This is a genomic window from Ligilactobacillus sp. UO.C109, assembly GCF_026847815.1.
In the GTDB taxonomy this organism is placed as follows: Bacteria; Bacillota; Bacilli; order Lactobacillales; family Lactobacillaceae; genus Ligilactobacillus; species Ligilactobacillus salivarius.
Map to the genome: position 1 here is coordinate 352,055 of NZ_JAPSFH010000027.1, position 18,558 is coordinate 370,612.

The window sequence follows — 18,558 nt, forward strand, 5'->3', positions numbered from 1 at the left end:
TTTTTAATAATCATTTTTATCAAATAAAGCCTCTGTATCCTTTAACTTATCGTCAGAAATTTCGCCATGAGCTCCTTCAGCGACAACTGTATCTAACAAGCTTCCATCTTCTTCTAAAGTAAATTTAACATTTTTTTCAATCCACTTACGACGAGGTTCTACTTTATCACCCATTAGAGTTGTAACACGTTTTTCAGCTATTGTATCATCATCTATTCTCACACGAACCAACGTTCTTGTTTCCGGATTCATAGTTGTTTCCCAAAGCTGATCAGCGTTCATTTCTCCTAACCCTTTATATCTTTGTAAAGTGTATCCTTTTTTAAGTTCTTTAGTAGCACTTTCTAATTCAGCATCAGTCCATGCATACTTAATAACGCGCTTTTTCTTAACAGTTTTTTCAATCTTATATAATGGTGGTAATGCGATGTATATTCTCCCGGCATTAATCATTGGTCGCATATACTTATAGAAGAACGTTAATAACAATGTCTGGATATGTGCACCATCAGTATCAGCATCAGTCATGATAATAACTTTATCATAATTTGCATCATCAATGTTAAACTCTGCACCTACTCCAGCGCCAATAGTATAAATCATGGTATTGATTTCTTCATTCTTCATGATATCTTGTAATTTGGCTTTTTGTGTATTTAATACTTTTCCTCGTAATGGTAGAATTGCTTGGAATTTTCTATCTCTTCCTTGTTTTGCTGAACCACCAGCAGAATCACCTTCGACTAGGAACAATTCATTACGTTTAGCATTCTTAGATTGCGCAGGGGTTAACTTACCCGATAATAGGCGTTCACTTTTACGTCTCTTTTTGCCATTTCTACTTTCATCACGTGCTTTACGAGCTGCTTCACGTGCTTCGCGTGCCTTAATAGATTTTCGAACTAACTCTTGGGCAAAATCACCATTTTCCATTAAGAAATAACCTAATTGCTCATTAACAACACTATCAACAATTTGACGAGCTTCAGGAGTTCCTAATTTTCCTTTAGTTTGTCCTTCAAACTGTAGTAATTCTTCAGGAATACGAACAGAAACAACTGCTGAAAGACCTTCACGAACATCACTACCTTCAAGATTCTTATCTTTGTCTTTAAGAAGGTTAATTTTTCTAGCATATTCATTAAAAGCTTTAGTCCATGCAGCTTTCATTCCCGCTTCGTGTGTACCACCATCTTTAGTACGAACATTATTAACAAATGACATTATAGTTTCAGAATATCCATCATTATATTGGCCTGCAACTTCAACTTCGATACCATCTTTTTTACCTTCAAAGTACATGACAGGACCTAATACATCTTTATCTTCATTTAAATATTCTACGAATTCTTTAATTCCTTCCGCATATAAGAATTCTTCTTCAGTATATGGATCGGTTCTTTCATCTGTTAAAGTAATCTTTACACCCTTTAATAAGAAAGCAGATTCTCTTAATCTTTCTGCTAAAGTATTAAAATTATATTTTGTTGTTGAAAAAATATTAGCATCAGGTTTAAAAGTTACTTTTGTACCACTTTTACGTTTAGCTTTACCAATTTTACGTAAAGTTCCTACAGGTTGCCCACCGTTAACAAAATCTTCTTCATATTCAATGCCATCTCGAACAGTATTTACAGTTAACTTTGAGGAGAGTGCGTTAACGACAGAAGCACCAACGCCGTGTAATCCGCCTGAAGTTTTATAGTCGCCTTGGCCAAATTTACCACCTGCATGTAAAACAGTAAAAATTACTTCTACTGTTGGAATTCCCATTGAATGCATTCCAACTGGCATTCCACGTCCGTTATCGACTACTGTTATTGAATCATCTTTATGAATAATAACGTTAATTTCTTTGCCATAACCAGATAGTGCTTCATCAACTGCGTTATCAAATATTTCATATACTAAGTGATGTAATCCACGTGAATCTGTAGAGCCTATATACATCCCAGGACGCTTTCTAACAGCTTCTAGGCCTTTTAGAACTTGAATTGAGTCATCATTATAATTATTCTTTGGCATGCTCTTCTCCTTTCTGACTTTAAAAGTCACGTCTTTAATATCATATCGCATTTTTCTATCTCATATCAAGCAATTATATGGATAAATTTTAATTTTAATTAATGAAAAATAGTTTCTTTAATGTTAATATAGTGTATGAGTGACTACTTTAGGAGGAATTTTTTAGTGGATATAAAAATTATCTTAATGCTTATTATAGGATACCTTTTAGGATCTATTCCATCTGGTGTTTGGATAGGAAAGATATTTTATAATAAAGATATTCGTAACTATGGTAGTGGTAACATGGGTACTACTAATACCTTTAGAGTTCTGGGAAAGAAAGCTGGTATCGTTGTATTATTAATGGACATGTTAAAAGGAACTATAACAGCTTGTTTACCATTTATTTTCCACGTAAATGTTAGTGTGCTATTGATTGGATTATCTGCAATTTTAGGGCATGTATTTCCTATTTTTGCTGGATTCAGAGGTGGTAAGGCAGTTGCTACAAGTGTAGGTGTATTACTTGTATATAATCCTTTATTCTTCACAATTGCATGGGCCATTTTTATCATTACTTTATATATTAGTAGTATGGTAAGTGTTGCTAGTATGTTAGGCTTTACACTTGTTTCTATCATTTCCTTATTTTTCAATGATCGAGTTTTAACAATCGTAGCTATTGTATTAACTATATTCGTTTTTGCTAGACATTGGAAAAATATTGAAAGAATTAAAAATGGAACTGAAAATATGGTTCCTTTCGGTTTAGGATATCGAAGACGACAAAAAAATACAAAATAAACCTTTGGAATGAAAAATCTTTATTTCCAAAGGTTTTTAATTTGCAATGATATCATTCTTTTCGCTATACTAGTAATGTTACATAATTTTAAAGGAGGAAAATTTAATGAGTATTTTTTCTACTATCTTAGCCTCTTTAGTTGCTTTAGAAGCTTTATACATCATGCAGTTAGAAATGTTTGCCTCTAAAGAAAAATTAGAAAATGTCTTTGGATTAAGTAAAGAATACTTATCAATGGAAGAAACTAGAGTTTCAATGAAAAACCAAGGTCTATACAATGGGTTTATTGGTGTTGGTTTGCTATTCTCTCGCTTCTTTTTCCCTGTAAATTCTCAATTTATAGGTACTACAATGTTTGTTATCTTTGTTATTATTGCCGCAATTTATGGATGGCTTAGTGCTAAAAATATCAAAATTCTACTTTTGCAAGGTACACCAGCAATATTAGCTTTATTATCATTAATTATTTTTAAATAATACATTTTCAAAAAATGCTGCAGCTTACTAATTCAAATCGTAAACTACAGCATTTTTTATTTTAATATCTACTTTGGAAATTCATACAATTATTTCTCAATGATTTCCTTTGTTACTCTGACAACTTCTTTTCCTTGTTGATAAGATAGCCTCAACAATACTACATTTTCTCCCTTCGAAGAGTGATATTCATATTTAAATTCTAACAACTTTAATTTTATACTCTTACTACTTTTAATTGTTGGATGTAGATTTTTATCTAAAGTTAGCGTCACATCATCGAAAATATATTCCTTAATACCTAGTTTAGTATTTTTATCAGGTAATTCTCCTCCACGAAACCAATCTTCTGTTTCTTTCTTGCTATATTCCATATTACTTATACCTCATTTCATTTCTTTCTTAAGTACATTATAATATCGAAATACAACTGTTGTACCTTATTTTTTGATAAAAATAAAAAGTAGCCCACTTCGTAAAAACGAAATGAGCTACTCAATTATATTTTTAATAAAATCTCACAAGTTGCGAAACTCTAAAATCTTATCGTAACAGGATTAAAGAGCGTTTGATGCACCATGGTATACAATACCACGACGGCTATCAACTGTTACAACTTCACCGCTCTTGATCAATGATGTTGCATCCTTAGCACCAACAACTACAGGAATACCCATAGAAATACCTACTACAGCTGCATGAGATGTTAAACCACCATTTTCAACGATTAAAGCAGATGATTTTTCAATAGCTGGTAAGTAATCTTTGTCAGTTGTCTTTGTTACAAGGATTCCACCTTCAACAGCATTCTTGTTTGCTTCATCAGCAGATGTTGCAACAACTGTCTTACCGATAACAGTTTCATCACCAACACCTTGACCTGAAACTAACTTAGAACCAATTAATTGGATCTTCATGATGTTTGTAGTACCTTTTTCACCTACAGGAACACCAGCAACGATTAAGATCAAGTCGCCTTCCTTAGCTAAACCAGCCTTCTTAGCTTCTTCTGTAGCTAATTGGAACATTTCATCAGTTGATGAAGGAGCATCAGCCAATACAGGTTGTACACCCCAGTTAACTGTTAAACCACGACGTGTACGGTCATCAAATGTAACAGCTAAAATGTCAGCATTTGGACGGTACTTAGAAATCATACGTGCTGTATGACCAGATTTTGTAGCAGCAACAATTGTCTTAATGTTCAAGTTTTCTGCTGTTTCAGCAACTGAACGACCAATTGCTTCTGTAACATCTGTCTTATCAAATGCATCTAATGTCAATGCTTTGTGTTGACGTAATGCATTTTCAGACTTGATGTCGATACGTGCCATTGTAGCAACAGATTCTACAGGGTAGTCACCATTTGCAGATTCACCAGAAAGCATTGTTGCATCTGTACCATCAAATACAGCGTTAGCAACGTCAGAAGCTTCAGCACGTGTAGGACGTGGGTTTTCTTGCATAGAATCAAGCATTTGTGTAGCTGTGATAACTGGCTTACCAGCTAAGTTACACTTCTTGATCAATGATTTTTGTACCAATGGAACATTTTCAGCTGGGATTTCAACACCCATGTCACCACGAGCAATCATTAAACCATCAGAAACTTTCAAGATTTCATCAAAGTTGTTGATACCTTCTTGAGATTCAATCTTAGGGAAGATTTGTACATGTTCCATGTGCTTTTCTTCAAGTAATTCACGGATATCCAAGATATCTTGTGGCTTACGTACGAAGGAAGCAGCAATGTAGTTAATGTCTTGGTCTAAACCAAAGCGGATATCATCAGAGTCTTTTTCTGTAATACCAGGTAAGTTGATAGAAACACCAGGAGCATTAACACCTTTACGAGAACCAAGTGTACCTTCGTTTAATACTTTACATACAAGTTCTTTGTTTGCATCGTCTTTCTTTTCGATTTGCATATCAATCAAACCGTCGTCAAACAATACATGTCCACCTTCGTGAACGTCATCGTATAAACCAGGGTATGTTACAGCGATTTTTTCTTTTGTACCTTCAATAGAATCGTCCATAGAAATACGTACTTCATCACCGATTACAAAATGAATCTTACCTTCTTTTTGAACAGTTGTACGGATTTCTGCACCCTTTGTATCTAATAAGAAACCTACTGTTTTACCAGTAATTTTTTCAGCTTCATGAACTAAATTCATGCGGCCTAAATGCTCTTCATGGTCACCGTGTGAGAAATTAAAACGGAAAACATTCGCACCTGCTTCGATTAACTTAACAATTGTATCTAGGTCAGAACTAGCTGGTCCAAGGGTACTTACGATCTTGGTCTTTTTCATGAGTAAAACCTCTCCTTTGAAAATATTAAAAGTTTCATGTCTATCTTTGCCGAAAGTTAAAATAAATACTTTATCGATACAAAATTAGAAACGAACACGATCATTCAAATCTTGTAATGATACATCTGTTTGATGTTTGTGATTTTCAAGTGTATCAATGATATCAGTTGCAACCAATTGATTATCATGAATACCAATAGCTAAACCACCCTTACCTTCAAGTAATAAGCGAATAGCATAATCACCAAGTCTTGTAGCTAAAACACGATCTTTAACAGTTGGGCTACCACCACGTTGGATATGTCCCAAAGTAATAGCACGACTATCAAAATCACCGTATTGATCAAGCTTTTCTTTGAATTCAGCAGCGCCCATTACGCCTTCTGCTAAAACAATTAAGCCATGATCTTTACCGTTTTTACGGTTTTCGGAAATTTTATTTGCGATAGCTTCAATATCGTATTCACGTTCAGGAATAACAATTGCATCTGCACCAGTAGCAATACCAGACCATAATGCAATATCACCTGCGCCACGACCCATAACTTCAACAACGAATACACGTTGGTGTGAAGTTGCAGTATCGTTGATACGATCTAATGCTTCCATTGCAACATTAGCAGCAGTATCGAAACCAATTGTAAAGTCTGTACCTGGAATATCATTATCAATAGTTCCTGGTACACCAATTGAATTGTATCCGTGCATAGTTAATTTTTCTGCGCCATGGTATGAACCATCGCCACCGATAACAACCAATGCTTCAATACCAAATTTCTTTAATTGTTCGATACCTTTCAATTGTGTTTCTGTTTCTGCAAATTCTGGGAAACGTGCAGAATATAAGATAGTACCACCACGATTGATAATTTCATCAAGTTTTGTAGATTCCATCTTAAAGATGTTACCTTCTACAAGTCCTTTATATCCGTAGTTGATACCGTAAGCTTCAAGACCTGCATTCATTGCAGAACGAGCAATCGCACGTACAGCTGCATTCATACCAGCTGCATCGCCACCACTAGTTAAAATACCAATGCGTTTCATTTTTTCACCTCAAGTATATATTTCAGTAGAACTACATTCTCCACAAGTAATATTACCACTTTTATAAGCAATTGTCTTGTAAAAATATGAAAAATTAAGTAAAAATTCTGATTTTTTTGTAAAAAAGCCGTCAAAACCAACAATTTTTTTGAAAAAGTAACTTAATTTATTTCAAAACTACATTTTCAACTCCTAACAACTCTACAAGTCTATTGTAAACTATTTTATCCTGTGATAGCCATAATTTTTTATTAAGAAGTTTCTTTTTCCCCGATTTTTCATCAACTATAATAACAGGTACATTACCACTATTTTGGAGCATTAACTTTTCAAGATTTCTCCTTTTACTTGTATCGAAGGCTTTTGATAAGCGTAGATAATAAGTTTTTATTCTTACATCGTTTGCTAACATCGCTTTACTAATTGTTATGGCCAATCCTCTTGTTGTATCAACTCTACCTTCAATCAAGATTATATTTCCATCTTCCAAAACTGATGAAAATCTCTTATATGCATTAGGGAAAAACGTTAAATCCATGTTTCCAGTTTGATCTGCTGCAGTTACAAACGCCATTTGAGAACCATTTTTAGTTCTAATGATTTTTATAACTTTTATCTGCAAAATCATTGAAACATACTTATCTTTATTAGACTCATTTATTTGAGAAACTCTAGTTGAATTGGTTAAATAGATTAACTCTGTATATTTTTCGACTGGATGGCCTGATAAATAAGCCCCTAGATAATAATTCTCTTTTTCTAAGAGTTCATCATTTGAAATCTCTATCTTTTCTACAGTTGTTTTCTTGGGTGCTAACATTGAAAATAGTTCAACATTATTTCCACTAAGTTCAATATTGCTTAGTAAGCGTGGTAACATTGCCAACAATTCTTTTCTAGATTGACCAAATGTATCAAAAACACCCGAGTAAATTAAAATCTCTATTAATTCTCTTTTTAAGTATCTTTTATCGATTCTTTGCAAGAAATCCTCCATGTTTTTGAAAATGCCACTTCGTTTTCTTTCTTGCAAAATATCTTGAAGAAAGTTCTTTCTCAATGACTTAATACAACTTAAACCAAAGTAGATTTCCCCATTACGTAAGATATATAGAGATTGGCTAATATTGATGTCTGGGTGATGCACTCTTACTCCCTTATTCTTAGCTTCCAAAACATAATCTTTAGTTTTACGCGGATTTCCAATTACTGAATTTAATAAAGCTGCAAAGAAAGCTGCTGGGTAATGTGCTTTTATATATGCTAATTCAAATGACATTTTTGAATAAGCAACTGCATGTGACCGGTTAAAACCATAATCTCCAAATTCCATGATATAAGCATACACTTTTTTAGCAACCTCATGTGTGTATCCTTTTTTCATCGCACCATTAATAAACATAACTTCCATTCGCGAGATGATATCATGCTTCTTTTTACTCATCGCTCTTCTAAGCGAATCAGCTTGTCCTAAAGTAAATCCTCCCATAGTAGAGGCAACTTGCATAACTTGTTCTTGGTAAACCATAATTCCATAAGTTTGCTTCAAAATACCTTCCAGTTCTTTTGAAGGATAAGTTATTGGTCTTTCACCATGCTTTCTCGCAATGAATTCATCAATATTTTGAATAGGTCCTGGACGATATAAGGCATTTACCGCTGCTACATCTTCAAATGAAGTGGGCTTTAATTTCGTTAATACTCCTCTGATACCAGCTGATTCAAATTGAAAAATACCACTTGTTTCTGCATTTTGATAGATCTTTAAAGTCTCAGGATCATCCAAATTAATTTTTCTTATATCAAAATCAATATGATAACCCTTTTTTATTAGTGTAATTGTATTTTCCAAAATTGATAAATTTCTCAATCCTAAAAAATCCATTTTTAATAATCCAACTTCTTCAACTTGATTTTTAGCAAATTGACTCATTAAAATACCATCGCCACCAATCTGAACTGGTACGTGATCTACTAAATCATCATCACTTAAGATAATTCCAGCCGCATGTGTAGAATAATGTCGTGGTAATCCTTCAAGTGCAATGGCTGTTTCGAACAATAGTCGATTTTTAGAGTTATCTGCAACTAAGTTCTTCAAAGATTGGCTACTAGCATACGCTTCTTTTAGAGTAATTCCATATTCTTTAGGTATCGCCTTACTCCACGCATCTGCTTCATAAGTTTTTAAATCAAATACCCTAGCAACATCGCGCAATACCTGTTTTGTTTTTAATGTTCCAAAGGTTATGATCTGTGCCATATGTTGCTGCCCATATTTCTGATGTAAGTATTCAATGATAGTATCTCTTTTTATATCAGGAATATCTAAGTCAATATCTGGCATTTGAGCACGTTCTTCATTCAAAAAACGCTCAAAAATCAAATCATACTTAATAGGATCAATATCAGTAATATATAAGGTATACGAAACTAAAGAACCAGCTGCTGATCCTCTACCTGGACCGGTTAAAATATTATTTTCATGAGCAAAATTTGTCACGTCCCAAACAATTAAGAAGTAATCATCAAATCCCATGCGATGAATAACTGATAATTCATAATCTAATCTATTTTGATATTCTTCTTGGTTCTTTATATTTTCTTCCGCTATTCTTTTAGCTAATCCTTCTTGACATAATTTTCTTAAGAAATCTTCTGAATTTAAGCCATTAGTTTCTTTAAAATGGGGTAACTGTGTTTTAGGAAAGTTTAATGTTAAGTTACATTGAGCAATCACATTAATTGCATTTTGATATGCACTACTTAAATAATCTGTACCTAAGCGCTCATATTCCTCAGGTGTATGTAGATAATTTCCATCATTTTTAAAATTCCAATTCGGATTAACACTTTCACCAGTTCCTATGGCTTGTAATACCTTAGTACTAAAATAATCACGTTCTTTTAAGTATTTAACTGGTGTTAATAAAATCGTCTCTAATTGTAACTTCTCAGCAGCCATTAAATCATTATTTATAGCATCTCTATCATTAGGGTTAACACCATAATAAATTGTCTCGGCAGCTGACACTAATGTTTGTAATTCTGTCACTTGATCACTTATTATGTCATTTACCGTTAGATACGATGGATTCAATACAACAATTACATCCTGTAAATACTCTGTAATATCTGCTAATTTAAAAATATTTTTATAGTTCTCATCTACTGCAGTTAGTCTCTTTGAAGAAATATTCATCAAATTTTGATAACCATTACTGTTCTTAGCAATAAAAATATACTCATCATTGCTAGATTGTAATGTAATACCAATAATTGGCTTAATTCCTGCTTTAACACATTCATGATAGAAGTCCAAAACGCCATACATTGAATTTATATCTGTCAATACCAGAGCACTGTATCCCAATTCTTTTCCTAACTTTACATACTCTGAAATTCTCAATGGACTTTGCAACAAACTATATGAACTTAAAACTTGTAAGGGAGCATACATATAATATCTCTCCTTTCCTACAAAATACAATTTCATTATACTTAAAAGATATCAACTTTACAAAATTATAGATAAGATACACAAATATTACATGTAAGTTCTTTAAAATTGTGATAGAATAACTTAGTATAGATATGAGGTGTTGAAAATGGGTAAACAACTTACAGTCCTATTTTGGGGCTTTATCTATGGTGAAGTTATTGGTTATATCATTTCTGCTTTAACTGGTGTTCAATTTGACTGGTTAGCAAGTGGTGTAATTTGCATGATTGGTGGTTTAATCGGTATTAACTGCTTGAACTACTTTATCAGCGATAAAAAAGCTTCAAAATAGTTTATATCAAACAAAAAGTGTGTGAACGTAAAATTCACACACTTTTTTATTATGCTTGAGTTATAAATTTTAATTGGTTATCTACTAAAGTTACCGTCACTTTAGAATGAGGTAGAATTTTCCCAGCGATTATTTCCTTAGCTAGCGGCGTTTCAACGTTATTAGTTATAAATCTTTGCAATGGTCTTGCACCATAAGCTGGGTTATATCCTTCTTTAGCAATCCACTTCTGAGCATCTTCATCAATACCTAACGTAATCTCTTGACTTTCTAACCTGTCTGACAATTGATGAATGAATTTTTCAACAATCTTTTGTACAGAATCCATTGTTAATGGTGTAAACATCAAAATATCATCAATACGGTTTAAAAATTCTGGTTTGAAATGTGCCTGTGTTAGTTGCATGACTTTCTTCTTTATTTCAGGAGAAATTGTACCATCTGTAGAATCATTTTCTAGCAAGAACTCTGAACCTAAATTAGATGTCATGATTAAAATTGTGTTCTTAAAGTTAACTGTTCTTCCTTGGCCATCAGTTAAGCGCCCATCATCTAGAACCTGTAATAAAATGTTGAAAACATCTGGATGAGCTTTTTCAACTTCATCTAGCAAAATAATAGTATAAGGATTGCGACGAACAGCTTCTGTAAGTTGCCCACCTTCTTCGTATCCTACATAACCAGGAGCAGCACCAACTAATCTTGAAACTGAATATTTTTCCATATATTCTGACATGTCAATTCTTACCATATGGCTTTCAGAATCAAATAAATTCTCTGCTAAAGCCTTAGCTAGTTCTGTTTTACCGACACCTGTTGGCCCCAAGAACAAGAAAGATCCCAATGGCTTGTTAGGATTTTGCAAACCAGCTCTAGATCTTAAGACTGCATCAGAAACTGCATCTACAGCTTCATCTTGTCCTATTACACGCTTATGCAAATTGTCTGCTAAATGTAAAAGCTTTTCACGTTCTCCTTCAACCAATTTACTAATTGGAATACCAGTCATTCTACTAATTACTTCTGCAATTTCCTTATCAGTGACAGACTCTTCAACCATCCATTCTTTAGGACGTTCACTATTTTCCAATTGTTGTAGTTCTTTTTCTAGTTGTGGAATCGTTGCATGTTGTAACTTAGCAGCCTTTTCTAAATCGTAATTATTTTCAGCTTCTTCTAATTGATGACGAGCTTTATCTAATTCAGATTTCTTATCAGATACTTTTTGGATGTCTAGTTTTTCATCTTCCCAACGTTGACGAAGTTTATTAGCTTTTTCACGTAAATTGGACAATTCGGCTTGTAACTCCTCTAAGCGTTTCTTAGATGCAGTATCTGTTTCTTTCTTCAAAGCAGCTTCTTCAACTTCCTCACGCATTAACTCGCGAGTTACTTGATCTAATTCATTAGGAACGGAATTCATTTCTACACGTATTTCAGCACAAGCTTCATCGATTAAATCAAGGGCTTTATCTGGTAAAAATCTATCCGTAATATAGCGATTGGATAGAGTTGCAGCTGCTACTAAAGCATTATCATGAATACGAACTCCGTGATGAATTTCATAACGTTCTTTTAAGCCACGCAAAATGGAAATTGTATCTTCAACAGTTGGCTCCTTAACAAGTACTTTTTGGAAACGTCTTTCAAGAGCTTTATCTTTTTCAATATATTCTCGGTATTCATCCAAAGTAGTGGCACCAATTAAATGTAATTCGCCTCTAGCTAACATTGGCTTCAATAAGTTTCCAGCATCCATCGAACCTTCAGTCTTACCTGCTCCAACTATATTATGAATTTCATCAATGAAAAGTAGGATCTTTCCTTCGCTTTTCTTCACTTCTTTTAATACATTCTTTAATCGTTCTTCAAATTCTCCACGATATTTAGCTCCAGCAATTAAGGAACCCATATCCAAAGAAATTATAGTCTTATCTTTTAGGTTATCTGGAACATCATTTCGAACAATTCTCTGTGCTAGTCCTTCAACAATAGCCGTTTTACCAACACCAGGTTCACCTATCAAAACTGGATTATTCTTAGCTTTTCTTGATAAAATTCGAATAACATCGCGAATTTCTTCATCACGTCCAATAATAGGATCTTGATTACCATTTCTAACTTCTTTGTTTAAATTTACTCCGTACTTTTCAAGTGATTTATAGCCTTTTTCCTGATCTTGACTTGTCACTCTTTCTCCTCCTCGATAATCAGCTACAACTTTGCCTAACTGATCTTTTGTTAATCCAGTTTGCTTTAAATATTCTGTTAAGGGATTGTACTCTAACTCCATTAAAGCTAACATTAAGGTATCTACAGACACATAAGTATCTTGATTACTTTTAGCTATTTCTTGTGCTTTTTGTAGTAATGAAAAAAGTTGCTGACTTATTGATTGTCCATATTGAACATTACCACCTTCAACAACACTGACTTTATCTAATTCACCATCAATAAATCTTTCAAAGGCCTGTATGTCTAAACCTGCTTTTTTATAGATCTCAGCAGCTATTTCTCCAGGTTGAACTAACACTTTAAATAATTCATTAATTCCAATTTCTTGATGTTTTCGGTTAATTGCCACCTTTTGTGCTTCTGCCAAACTTTTTTGAACTTCAGTTGTATAATTTTCGTTATCCATACTTATCAGTCCTCACAATATATTTCATCTTCTATATTATATCATCTTTTTTAAAGTTTGACTAAGTTTGACCTTTTATTTAAAAATAAAGAGGATCACTTAATAGCAATCCTCTTTATCAAAATTATACGTATTGTAATAATTTACTTTCCTTATATGCGTGGTCAATAGTTCCACTACCTAGACATTCTTCACCATCATAAAATACAACTTCTTGTCCAGGAGTAATAGCACGTACAGGTTCGTCAAAAATAACTTCAACCTTTGTACGATCTTCATTAAATTTAACTGTAACGCCTGTATCTTTTTGGCGATAACGGAACTTAGCTGTACAATGAAACTCATCGCCGCGATCAGAAATATCGTCAACAAAACTCAACTTTGAAGCATCTAAACTATTAGCGTATAAATGTTCATTGTGGTAGCCTTGTCCTACTAATAAAGTATTTGTCTTCAAATCTTTACCGATAACAAACCATGGTTCATTACTCTTACCATCGCCACCGATACCTAAGCCTTTACGTTGACCAATAGTATAGTTCATCAAGCCAAAATGATTTCCCTTTACTTCACCGTCAAGAGTTACCATTTCACCTGGTTGAGCAGGTAAGAACTCACCTAAGAATTTACTAAAGTTACGTTCACCGATAAAGCAAATTCCAGTTGAATCTTTCTTTTTAGCAGTTGCTAAACCTGCTTCTTCAGCAATTCTTCTCACTTCTGATTTTTGTAAGTGTCCAATTGGGAACATTACTTTTTGTAATTGTTCTTGTGAAAGCTGACTCAAGAAATAAGTTTGATCCTTGTTATCATCTGCTCCACGTAGTAAATGCACTCTGCCATCTTCATCACGACGCAATTGTGCATAGTGTCCCATTGCAATATAATCTGCATCAATAGACATTGCGTAATCTAAGAAAGCTTTAAACTTAACTTCTTTATTACACATAATATCAGGATTTGGAGTACGTCCATTTTTATATTCATCAAGGAAATATGTGAATACTCTATCCCAATATTCCTTTTCAAAGTTAACTGAGTAATAAGGAATACCAATTTGACTAGCAACTTTAGCTACGTCTTGATAGTCTTCTGTTACTGTACAGACACCACTATCATTCTTATCATCCCAGTTCTTCATAAATACACCAACAACGTCATATCCTTGTTGTTTCAATAAGTAAGCAGAAACTGAAGAATCAACTCCACCACTCATTCCTACAACGACACGAATTTGACTCTTGTCTTTCACAAAAAATCACCATCATTTCAATATATTCTGAATTTCACGATTTGAAGGTCGTTTTTGTTCAGTAAGCTACATTATAGCTATTATTACCATTAATATCAAGCATAAATACATCCTAAACTTCTTCTAGGATTTTCCTTTCCTTTAAATCATTAATGATAAATTCTAATTGTTCAATATTACCTTGGTTGTCATTACCTTTAAAAATATTTACTTCGCGCATTCCATTAGCTGTTAAAGTAACCATCTTAAAGTTCTTCATGTCAGCTTGAATTGCGACTTTTAATTTATATCCTTGATTGAAAGGAGAATATGGATCTAATGAACGTTCTAATTGAAATTTACCACCCTTAGACTCTATAAAGCCTGCATCGCGTAGTGGAAATCTCTTAACATTAGTAGAAAGTTTGTATGTCTTTGTATCTCCTAATATTTTTGCTGTTGTGCCATATGCCATAATAAATCCCCTCTATTTCTTAATAATTTTTACTAACGTCTTAATCAAGTAATCAATGTCCTCACTAGTATTATTGATTCCAAAACTAAAACGTAAGGATTCAGCAACTCTTGGACTATCTTCACCATACATTGCTGCTAAAACATGAGAAGGTTCCAATGAGCCAGCTGTACATGCTGAACCAGCAGCTGCTGAAATCCCACTTAAATCAAGGTTAGTTAGTAAACTATCACTAGCAAAGCCTTTAAACCAGATACTAATAATTTGAGGTAATTGATTTTCTTCAAGATGCCCATTAATCTCAAAGTCAATTCCATTTTCCTTTAATCCATCCATCAATTGATGTTTAAAAGATAAGTATTTTTGGCGATGTTCTTCTTTTACTTCTGCTGGTAATAAACTAACAGCTTCTGCAAAACCTGCAATTGCTGGTACATTCTCAGTTCCTGCACGACGCTTTAATTCTTGATCGCCACCTTTGATTAAGGATGGGAAATTAATTCCATCTCTGCGATATAGAAATCCTAACATTTTAGGGCCATTCAATTTATGTGCAGACACTGATAATAAATCAACTTTTAAATCTTGAACATCTATATCAAGTGCACCATAAGTTTGAACTGAATCTGTATGGAACCAAGCATTAGTTGGGGCTACAATTTTACCTATTTCTTTAATAGGGAGATGACTTCCAACTTCATTATTACCCATCATAATAGATACTAAAATTGTATCTGGTCTGATAGCTTGTTTTAGATCATCTAAATTAATTTGACCATACTCATCAACTGGAAGATAAGTAACTTCAAAGCCTTCTTGTTCTAAATATGCCATTGGTTTTAGAACTGCTTCATGTTCAATTGCTGTAGTAATCAAATGACGACCTTCATTTTTTCTAGCCATTGCTGTTTGGATAATAGCAGTGTTGTCACTTTCTGTACCGCCACTAGTAAATACAATTTCATTGTCATTTTTAGCGTTAATTGACTCAGCTATTACGTGACGACTATTATCTAAGATAGCACGTGCTTGACGACCATAATAATTTACGGCAGAAGCGTTGCCGAAAGTATTGGTCATAGTTTCAGTCATCTTCTCAACAACTTTTGTAGCCATTGGAGTTGTGCCTGCATTATCTAAGTAAATATACTTCAACTTTCTCACCTTACATTATTTTTTTAAAAAGTTTAAAATCATATTTGCTGATTTTTTACCAGCTTCTATGATAAATTCATCAAAGCTTTGTCCAGCATCTTCATCACCGACATCAGACATCGCGCGAATGATTAAGAATGGCACTGAGAATTGATAAGCAACTTGAGCGATTGCTGCTCCTTCCATTTCACAAGACAAAGCATCTGGATAAATTTCTTTAATTGCTGCAATTTTTTCGCTAGAAGATACAAATTGATCACCAGTAACAATTAATCCTTCTTTAGCCACTAAATTAGATTCTTTGGCTGCTTTAGATATTGCTTCTAATAAATCTTTATCTGCAGTATAAATTTGAGGTTGTTGTGGTAATTGTCCTGGTTTATAACCAAAAGCAGTTGCATCTGCATCATGGTAAGCAGCACCTGTAGAAAGAACCACATCACCAACATGTAATCCTTCACCAATACCACCAGCAGAACCAGAATTGATAACAGCATCTACTTTATAATTAGCAATTAACAGACCTGTTGTTACACCGGCTTGAACTTTACCAATTCCGGAGCGAGTAAGTACTACTTCTTTTCCGTTAATCGTACCACTGTAAAAATCAATTCCACCAATTGTATCTTGTTTTTTATCTTCTAATTGTGCTACTAGAGATTTTATTTCTTCTTCCATTGCACAAATTATTCCATACTTCATTAAAAAAATTCATTCCTTTACTAAAAATTAACGAAAAACATTATCAAGTATACTATAATAATCGCTAAAATTAATCCCGCAATTATCATATTTAGTCTTGCTTTTAATCGGTTTTTCTTATAATTTTCTTCATTTGATTCGCGTAGTTTTCTAGAACCTGTTCGACTTAGACCTTCTAATTCAGAATCTTCCTGAACATCATCTACTTTATTTCTACGCCTTAATTGTGGCTTTTCGTCCATTTTCCACCTCTATTGCATTAATTTCCAGTACATAACTGCAATTAATGTTTTACTGTCACAGATTAAGCCTTCCGCAATTGCTTGTTCTACTTCAGGTAGTGATAATTCTACTAATTCAAGAAATTCATCACTATCTTGTGGTAGTTCATCCTTAACTGGTTTTAGATTTACAGCATGATACATGTACATCTTTTCATCTGCAAAACCTGGCGATGTATAGAAAGTATTGATAAATTCTAATTTATCAGCTTCAAAGCGAGTTTCTTCATTTAATTCTCTAACTGCCGTTACATTTGGATCCTCACCAGGTTCTATTTTACCAGCAGGTACTTCCAGAGTTACCTGGCCTAAAGGTGCTCGCCATTGTTTGATGAATACCATTTTATTTTCGTCAGTAATTGCAATAATTGCAACCGCACCTTGATGACGGATAATTTCTCGTTTGGCTTCTTTGCCATTTGGGAGTTCTACCGTTTCAATATCTAAATCAATTATTTTACCATCAAAAACATGTTCTACTTTTTTTACTTTTTCTTCAAATTCCATAATTTTTCCTTCTATCTGTGAAGTTGAGCAATAAATGCCTCATAAGCTGCTTGCTCACCAGTTTCATTCCATGTGAAATTATCAAAGTTACCATTGATTGCATCTGCTTGAGAAATATTAACCTTAGCCACTTCTGTCGCATTACCAATCAATGACATCCAATAGTCACCATTTTCGCGTTTATGAACCATTGTTCTTACCATACCACCAGGATTAATAACTGTAATCAACTTTTCAAAGTCAATTTGGTCAGAATGTAGTAGGACATACATCAAACTTGAAGCTGACATCGCTGTACCACACGCATTTGTGAAACCTACCCCACGTTCAAATGTGCGAACAAAAATCTTGCCTGGTTCTAGAATTTCAACAAAACTTACATTTACACCATCAGGGAAAATTGGATTGTTTCCGTTATTTAAATAACTAGCAATTCTTCCTAATTCTTCACCCATCAATGTTTCATGATCAACAAATGCAATCAAATGTGGATTAGGAACTGCTACTGCAGAAAATTTAATTGTTTCTGATAACTCTGGAATATAATCATCTATTAATTTTTCTTTACCTACATGCATTAGTAAATCTTGTGCATCGAAACTAACTGGGGAAATTTCCGCATCAAATGCTGGAACCTTTTCTGCAAGTTTATCAGCTTTTTTTACTTCAAGATCAGCATGCATCGTTTGAATTTTAAATTCTGCTAAATTTTTCTTTTCGCTTAAGTAGCGAGCAACAGTTCTAATACCATTTCCACACATACTTGCTTCACTACCATCAGCATTTATAACACGCATTCTGCCATCTGTGCCTTCATGACCAGCTTGGACATATAAGACACCGTCAGCACCACCATGTAACCCTGTATCGCGATCACAGACCTTTTGTGCTAATTGAATAAGTTCTTCTTCTGTTAAAGGCTCTTCAAGATTATCTTCATCAAGAATGAAAAAATCATTACCAGAACCATGTACTTTAAGCATTTCCATTCTACTTTCCTCCATAAAATGTGCATTTTAAGTTTATCATACCAAACTTTACGTTAATTTGCGAAAGAAAAACCATCTATTATTAGTTTGAAACTAACTATAGACGGCTATCAGAATTATATATTATAT

The 18,558-nt window shown here is 33.6% G+C and carries 16 protein-coding genes; 3 read left to right on the top strand and 13 right to left on the bottom strand.

Annotation, left to right across the window (positions count from 1 at the left end):
* Window positions 1–3: 3 nt before the first annotated feature.
* On the bottom strand, window positions 4–2,025 hold the full coding sequence (gene parE / locus OZJ21_RS05955) for a DNA topoisomerase IV subunit B (RefSeq protein ID WP_223688785.1): 2,022 nt from the start codon (window positions 2,023–2,025) through the stop codon (window positions 4–6).
* Between the two features lie 165 nt (window positions 2,026–2,190).
* Here parE and plsY point away from each other — a divergent pair, with 165 nt between their 5' ends.
* Both plsY and OZJ21_RS05965 read left to right on the top strand, forming a co-directional pair.
* On the top strand, window positions 2,191–2,811 hold the full coding sequence (gene plsY / locus OZJ21_RS05960; protein ID WP_003703540.1) for a glycerol-3-phosphate 1-O-acyltransferase PlsY: 621 nt from the start codon (window positions 2,191–2,193) through the stop codon (window positions 2,809–2,811).
* 106 nt (window positions 2,812–2,917) lie between these two features.
* Window positions 2,918–3,289: a DUF1304 domain-containing protein gene (locus tag OZJ21_RS05965; protein ID WP_003710137.1), complete on the top strand. Its 372-nt coding sequence runs from the start codon at window positions 2,918–2,920 to the stop codon at window positions 3,287–3,289.
* An 89-nt stretch (window positions 3,290–3,378) separates the two neighbouring features.
* Here OZJ21_RS05965 and OZJ21_RS05970 read toward each other — a convergent pair whose 3' ends face one another.
* The 4 genes from OZJ21_RS05970 to dnaE form a co-directional block, all read right to left on the bottom strand.
* On the bottom strand, window positions 3,379–3,663 hold the full coding sequence (locus tag OZJ21_RS05970) for a hypothetical protein (protein WP_003703539.1): 285 nt from the start codon (window positions 3,661–3,663) through the stop codon (window positions 3,379–3,381).
* Between the two features lie 183 nt (window positions 3,664–3,846).
* Window positions 3,847–5,607 (bottom strand): pyruvate kinase, encoded by a 1,761-nt coding sequence (gene pyk / locus OZJ21_RS05975; RefSeq protein ID WP_003706278.1) that lies wholly within the window; start codon window positions 5,605–5,607, stop codon window positions 3,847–3,849.
* Between the two features lie 84 nt (window positions 5,608–5,691).
* Window positions 5,692–6,654 (bottom strand): 6-phosphofructokinase, encoded by a 963-nt coding sequence (gene pfkA / locus OZJ21_RS05980; protein ID WP_003706276.1) that lies wholly within the window; start codon window positions 6,652–6,654, stop codon window positions 5,692–5,694.
* Between the two features lie 166 nt (window positions 6,655–6,820).
* Window positions 6,821–10,114 (bottom strand): DNA polymerase III subunit alpha, encoded by a 3,294-nt coding sequence (gene dnaE, locus OZJ21_RS05985; RefSeq protein WP_201897325.1) that lies wholly within the window; start codon window positions 10,112–10,114, stop codon window positions 6,821–6,823.
* 148 nt (window positions 10,115–10,262) lie between these two features.
* On the opposite strand from dnaE, the gene OZJ21_RS05990 reads away from it, so the two are divergent.
* A complete protein-coding gene (locus tag OZJ21_RS05990) occupies window positions 10,263–10,448 on the top strand; it encodes a YjzD family protein (RefSeq protein ID WP_003700204.1) in 186 nt (61 codons plus the stop codon).
* Between the two features lie 49 nt (window positions 10,449–10,497).
* On the opposite strand, the gene clpB is transcribed toward OZJ21_RS05990, so the two are convergent.
* The 8 genes from clpB to dapF all read right to left on the bottom strand — a co-directional run bounded on the left by clpB (window position 10,498) and on the right by dapF (window position 18,429).
* Window positions 10,498–13,089, bottom strand: a complete 2,592-nt coding sequence (clpB, locus tag OZJ21_RS05995) for an ATP-dependent chaperone ClpB (RefSeq protein ID WP_201897324.1) — start codon at window positions 13,087–13,089, stop codon at window positions 10,498–10,500.
* A gap of 124 nt (window positions 13,090–13,213) precedes the next feature.
* Window positions 13,214–14,341, bottom strand: coding sequence for a tRNA 2-thiouridine(34) synthase MnmA (mnmA, locus tag OZJ21_RS06000; protein ID WP_003704383.1), 1,128 nt, complete (start codon window positions 14,339–14,341; stop codon window positions 13,214–13,216).
* 112 nt (window positions 14,342–14,453) lie between these two features.
* Window positions 14,454–14,795: a DUF1831 domain-containing protein gene (locus tag OZJ21_RS06005; protein WP_003700201.1), complete on the bottom strand. Its 342-nt coding sequence runs from the start codon at window positions 14,793–14,795 to the stop codon at window positions 14,454–14,456.
* A 12-nt stretch (window positions 14,796–14,807) separates the two neighbouring features.
* Window positions 14,808–15,950 carry a cysteine desulfurase family protein gene (locus OZJ21_RS06010; protein ID WP_081530430.1) on the bottom strand — a complete coding sequence of 381 codons (1,143 nt, stop codon included), beginning with the start codon at window positions 15,948–15,950 and terminating at the stop codon, window positions 14,808–14,810.
* 15 nt (window positions 15,951–15,965) lie between these two features.
* The gene (locus OZJ21_RS06015; protein WP_011476002.1) at window positions 15,966–16,652 is read right to left on the bottom strand and encodes a 5'-methylthioadenosine/adenosylhomocysteine nucleosidase; all 687 of its coding nucleotides are present in this window, start codon (window positions 16,650–16,652) and stop codon (window positions 15,966–15,968) included.
* 20 nt (window positions 16,653–16,672) lie between these two features.
* Window positions 16,673–16,894 carry a hypothetical protein gene (locus OZJ21_RS06020; RefSeq protein WP_011476001.1) on the bottom strand — a complete coding sequence of 74 codons (222 nt, stop codon included), beginning with the start codon at window positions 16,892–16,894 and terminating at the stop codon, window positions 16,673–16,675.
* A gap of 9 nt (window positions 16,895–16,903) precedes the next feature.
* Window positions 16,904–17,440 (bottom strand): NUDIX hydrolase, encoded by a 537-nt coding sequence (locus OZJ21_RS06025; RefSeq protein ID WP_003704380.1) that lies wholly within the window; start codon window positions 17,438–17,440, stop codon window positions 16,904–16,906.
* An 11-nt stretch (window positions 17,441–17,451) separates the two neighbouring features.
* Complete coding sequence (gene dapF / locus OZJ21_RS06030) at window positions 17,452–18,429, bottom strand: diaminopimelate epimerase (RefSeq protein ID WP_003706268.1); 978 nt, start codon at window positions 18,427–18,429, stop codon at window positions 17,452–17,454.
* Between the last annotated feature and the right edge of the window lie 129 nt (window positions 18,430–18,558).

Excerpts from the sequence above, each read along its gene's own strand:
- parE (WP_223688785.1), bottom strand. The coding sequence starts at position 2,025 with ATGCCAAAGAATAATTATAATGATGACTCAATTCAAGTTCTAAAAGGC.
- OZJ21_RS05965 (WP_003710137.1), top strand. The coding sequence starts at position 2,918 with ATGAGTATTTTTTCTACTATCTTAGCCTCTTTAGTTGCTTTAGAAGCT.
- OZJ21_RS05970 (WP_003703539.1), bottom strand. The coding sequence starts at position 3,663 with ATGGAATATAGCAAGAAAGAAACAGAAGATTGGTTTCGTGGAGGAGAA.
- pyk (WP_003706278.1), bottom strand. The coding sequence starts at position 5,607 with ATGAAAAAGACCAAGATCGTAAGTACCCTTGGACCAGCTAGTTCTGAC.
- pfkA (WP_003706276.1), bottom strand. The coding sequence starts at position 6,654 with ATGAAACGCATTGGTATTTTAACTAGTGGTGGCGATGCAGCTGGTATG.
- dnaE (WP_201897325.1), bottom strand. The coding sequence starts at position 10,114 with ATGTATGCTCCCTTACAAGTTTTAAGTTCATATAGTTTGTTGCAAAGT.
- OZJ21_RS05990 (WP_003700204.1), top strand. The coding sequence starts at position 10,263 with ATGGGTAAACAACTTACAGTCCTATTTTGGGGCTTTATCTATGGTGAA.
- clpB (WP_201897324.1), bottom strand. The coding sequence starts at position 13,089 with ATGGATAACGAAAATTATACAACTGAAGTTCAAAAAAGTTTGGCAGAA.
- OZJ21_RS06005 (WP_003700201.1), bottom strand. The coding sequence starts at position 14,795 with ATGGCATATGGCACAACAGCAAAAATATTAGGAGATACAAAGACATAC.
- OZJ21_RS06015 (WP_011476002.1), bottom strand. The coding sequence starts at position 16,652 with ATGAAGTATGGAATAATTTGTGCAATGGAAGAAGAAATAAAATCTCTA.
- OZJ21_RS06020 (WP_011476001.1), bottom strand. The coding sequence starts at position 16,894 with ATGGACGAAAAGCCACAATTAAGGCGTAGAAATAAAGTAGATGATGTT.
- OZJ21_RS06025 (WP_003704380.1), bottom strand. The coding sequence starts at position 17,440 with ATGGAATTTGAAGAAAAAGTAAAAAAAGTAGAACATGTTTTTGATGGT.
- dapF (WP_003706268.1), bottom strand. The coding sequence starts at position 18,429 with ATGGAAATGCTTAAAGTACATGGTTCTGGTAATGATTTTTTCATTCTT.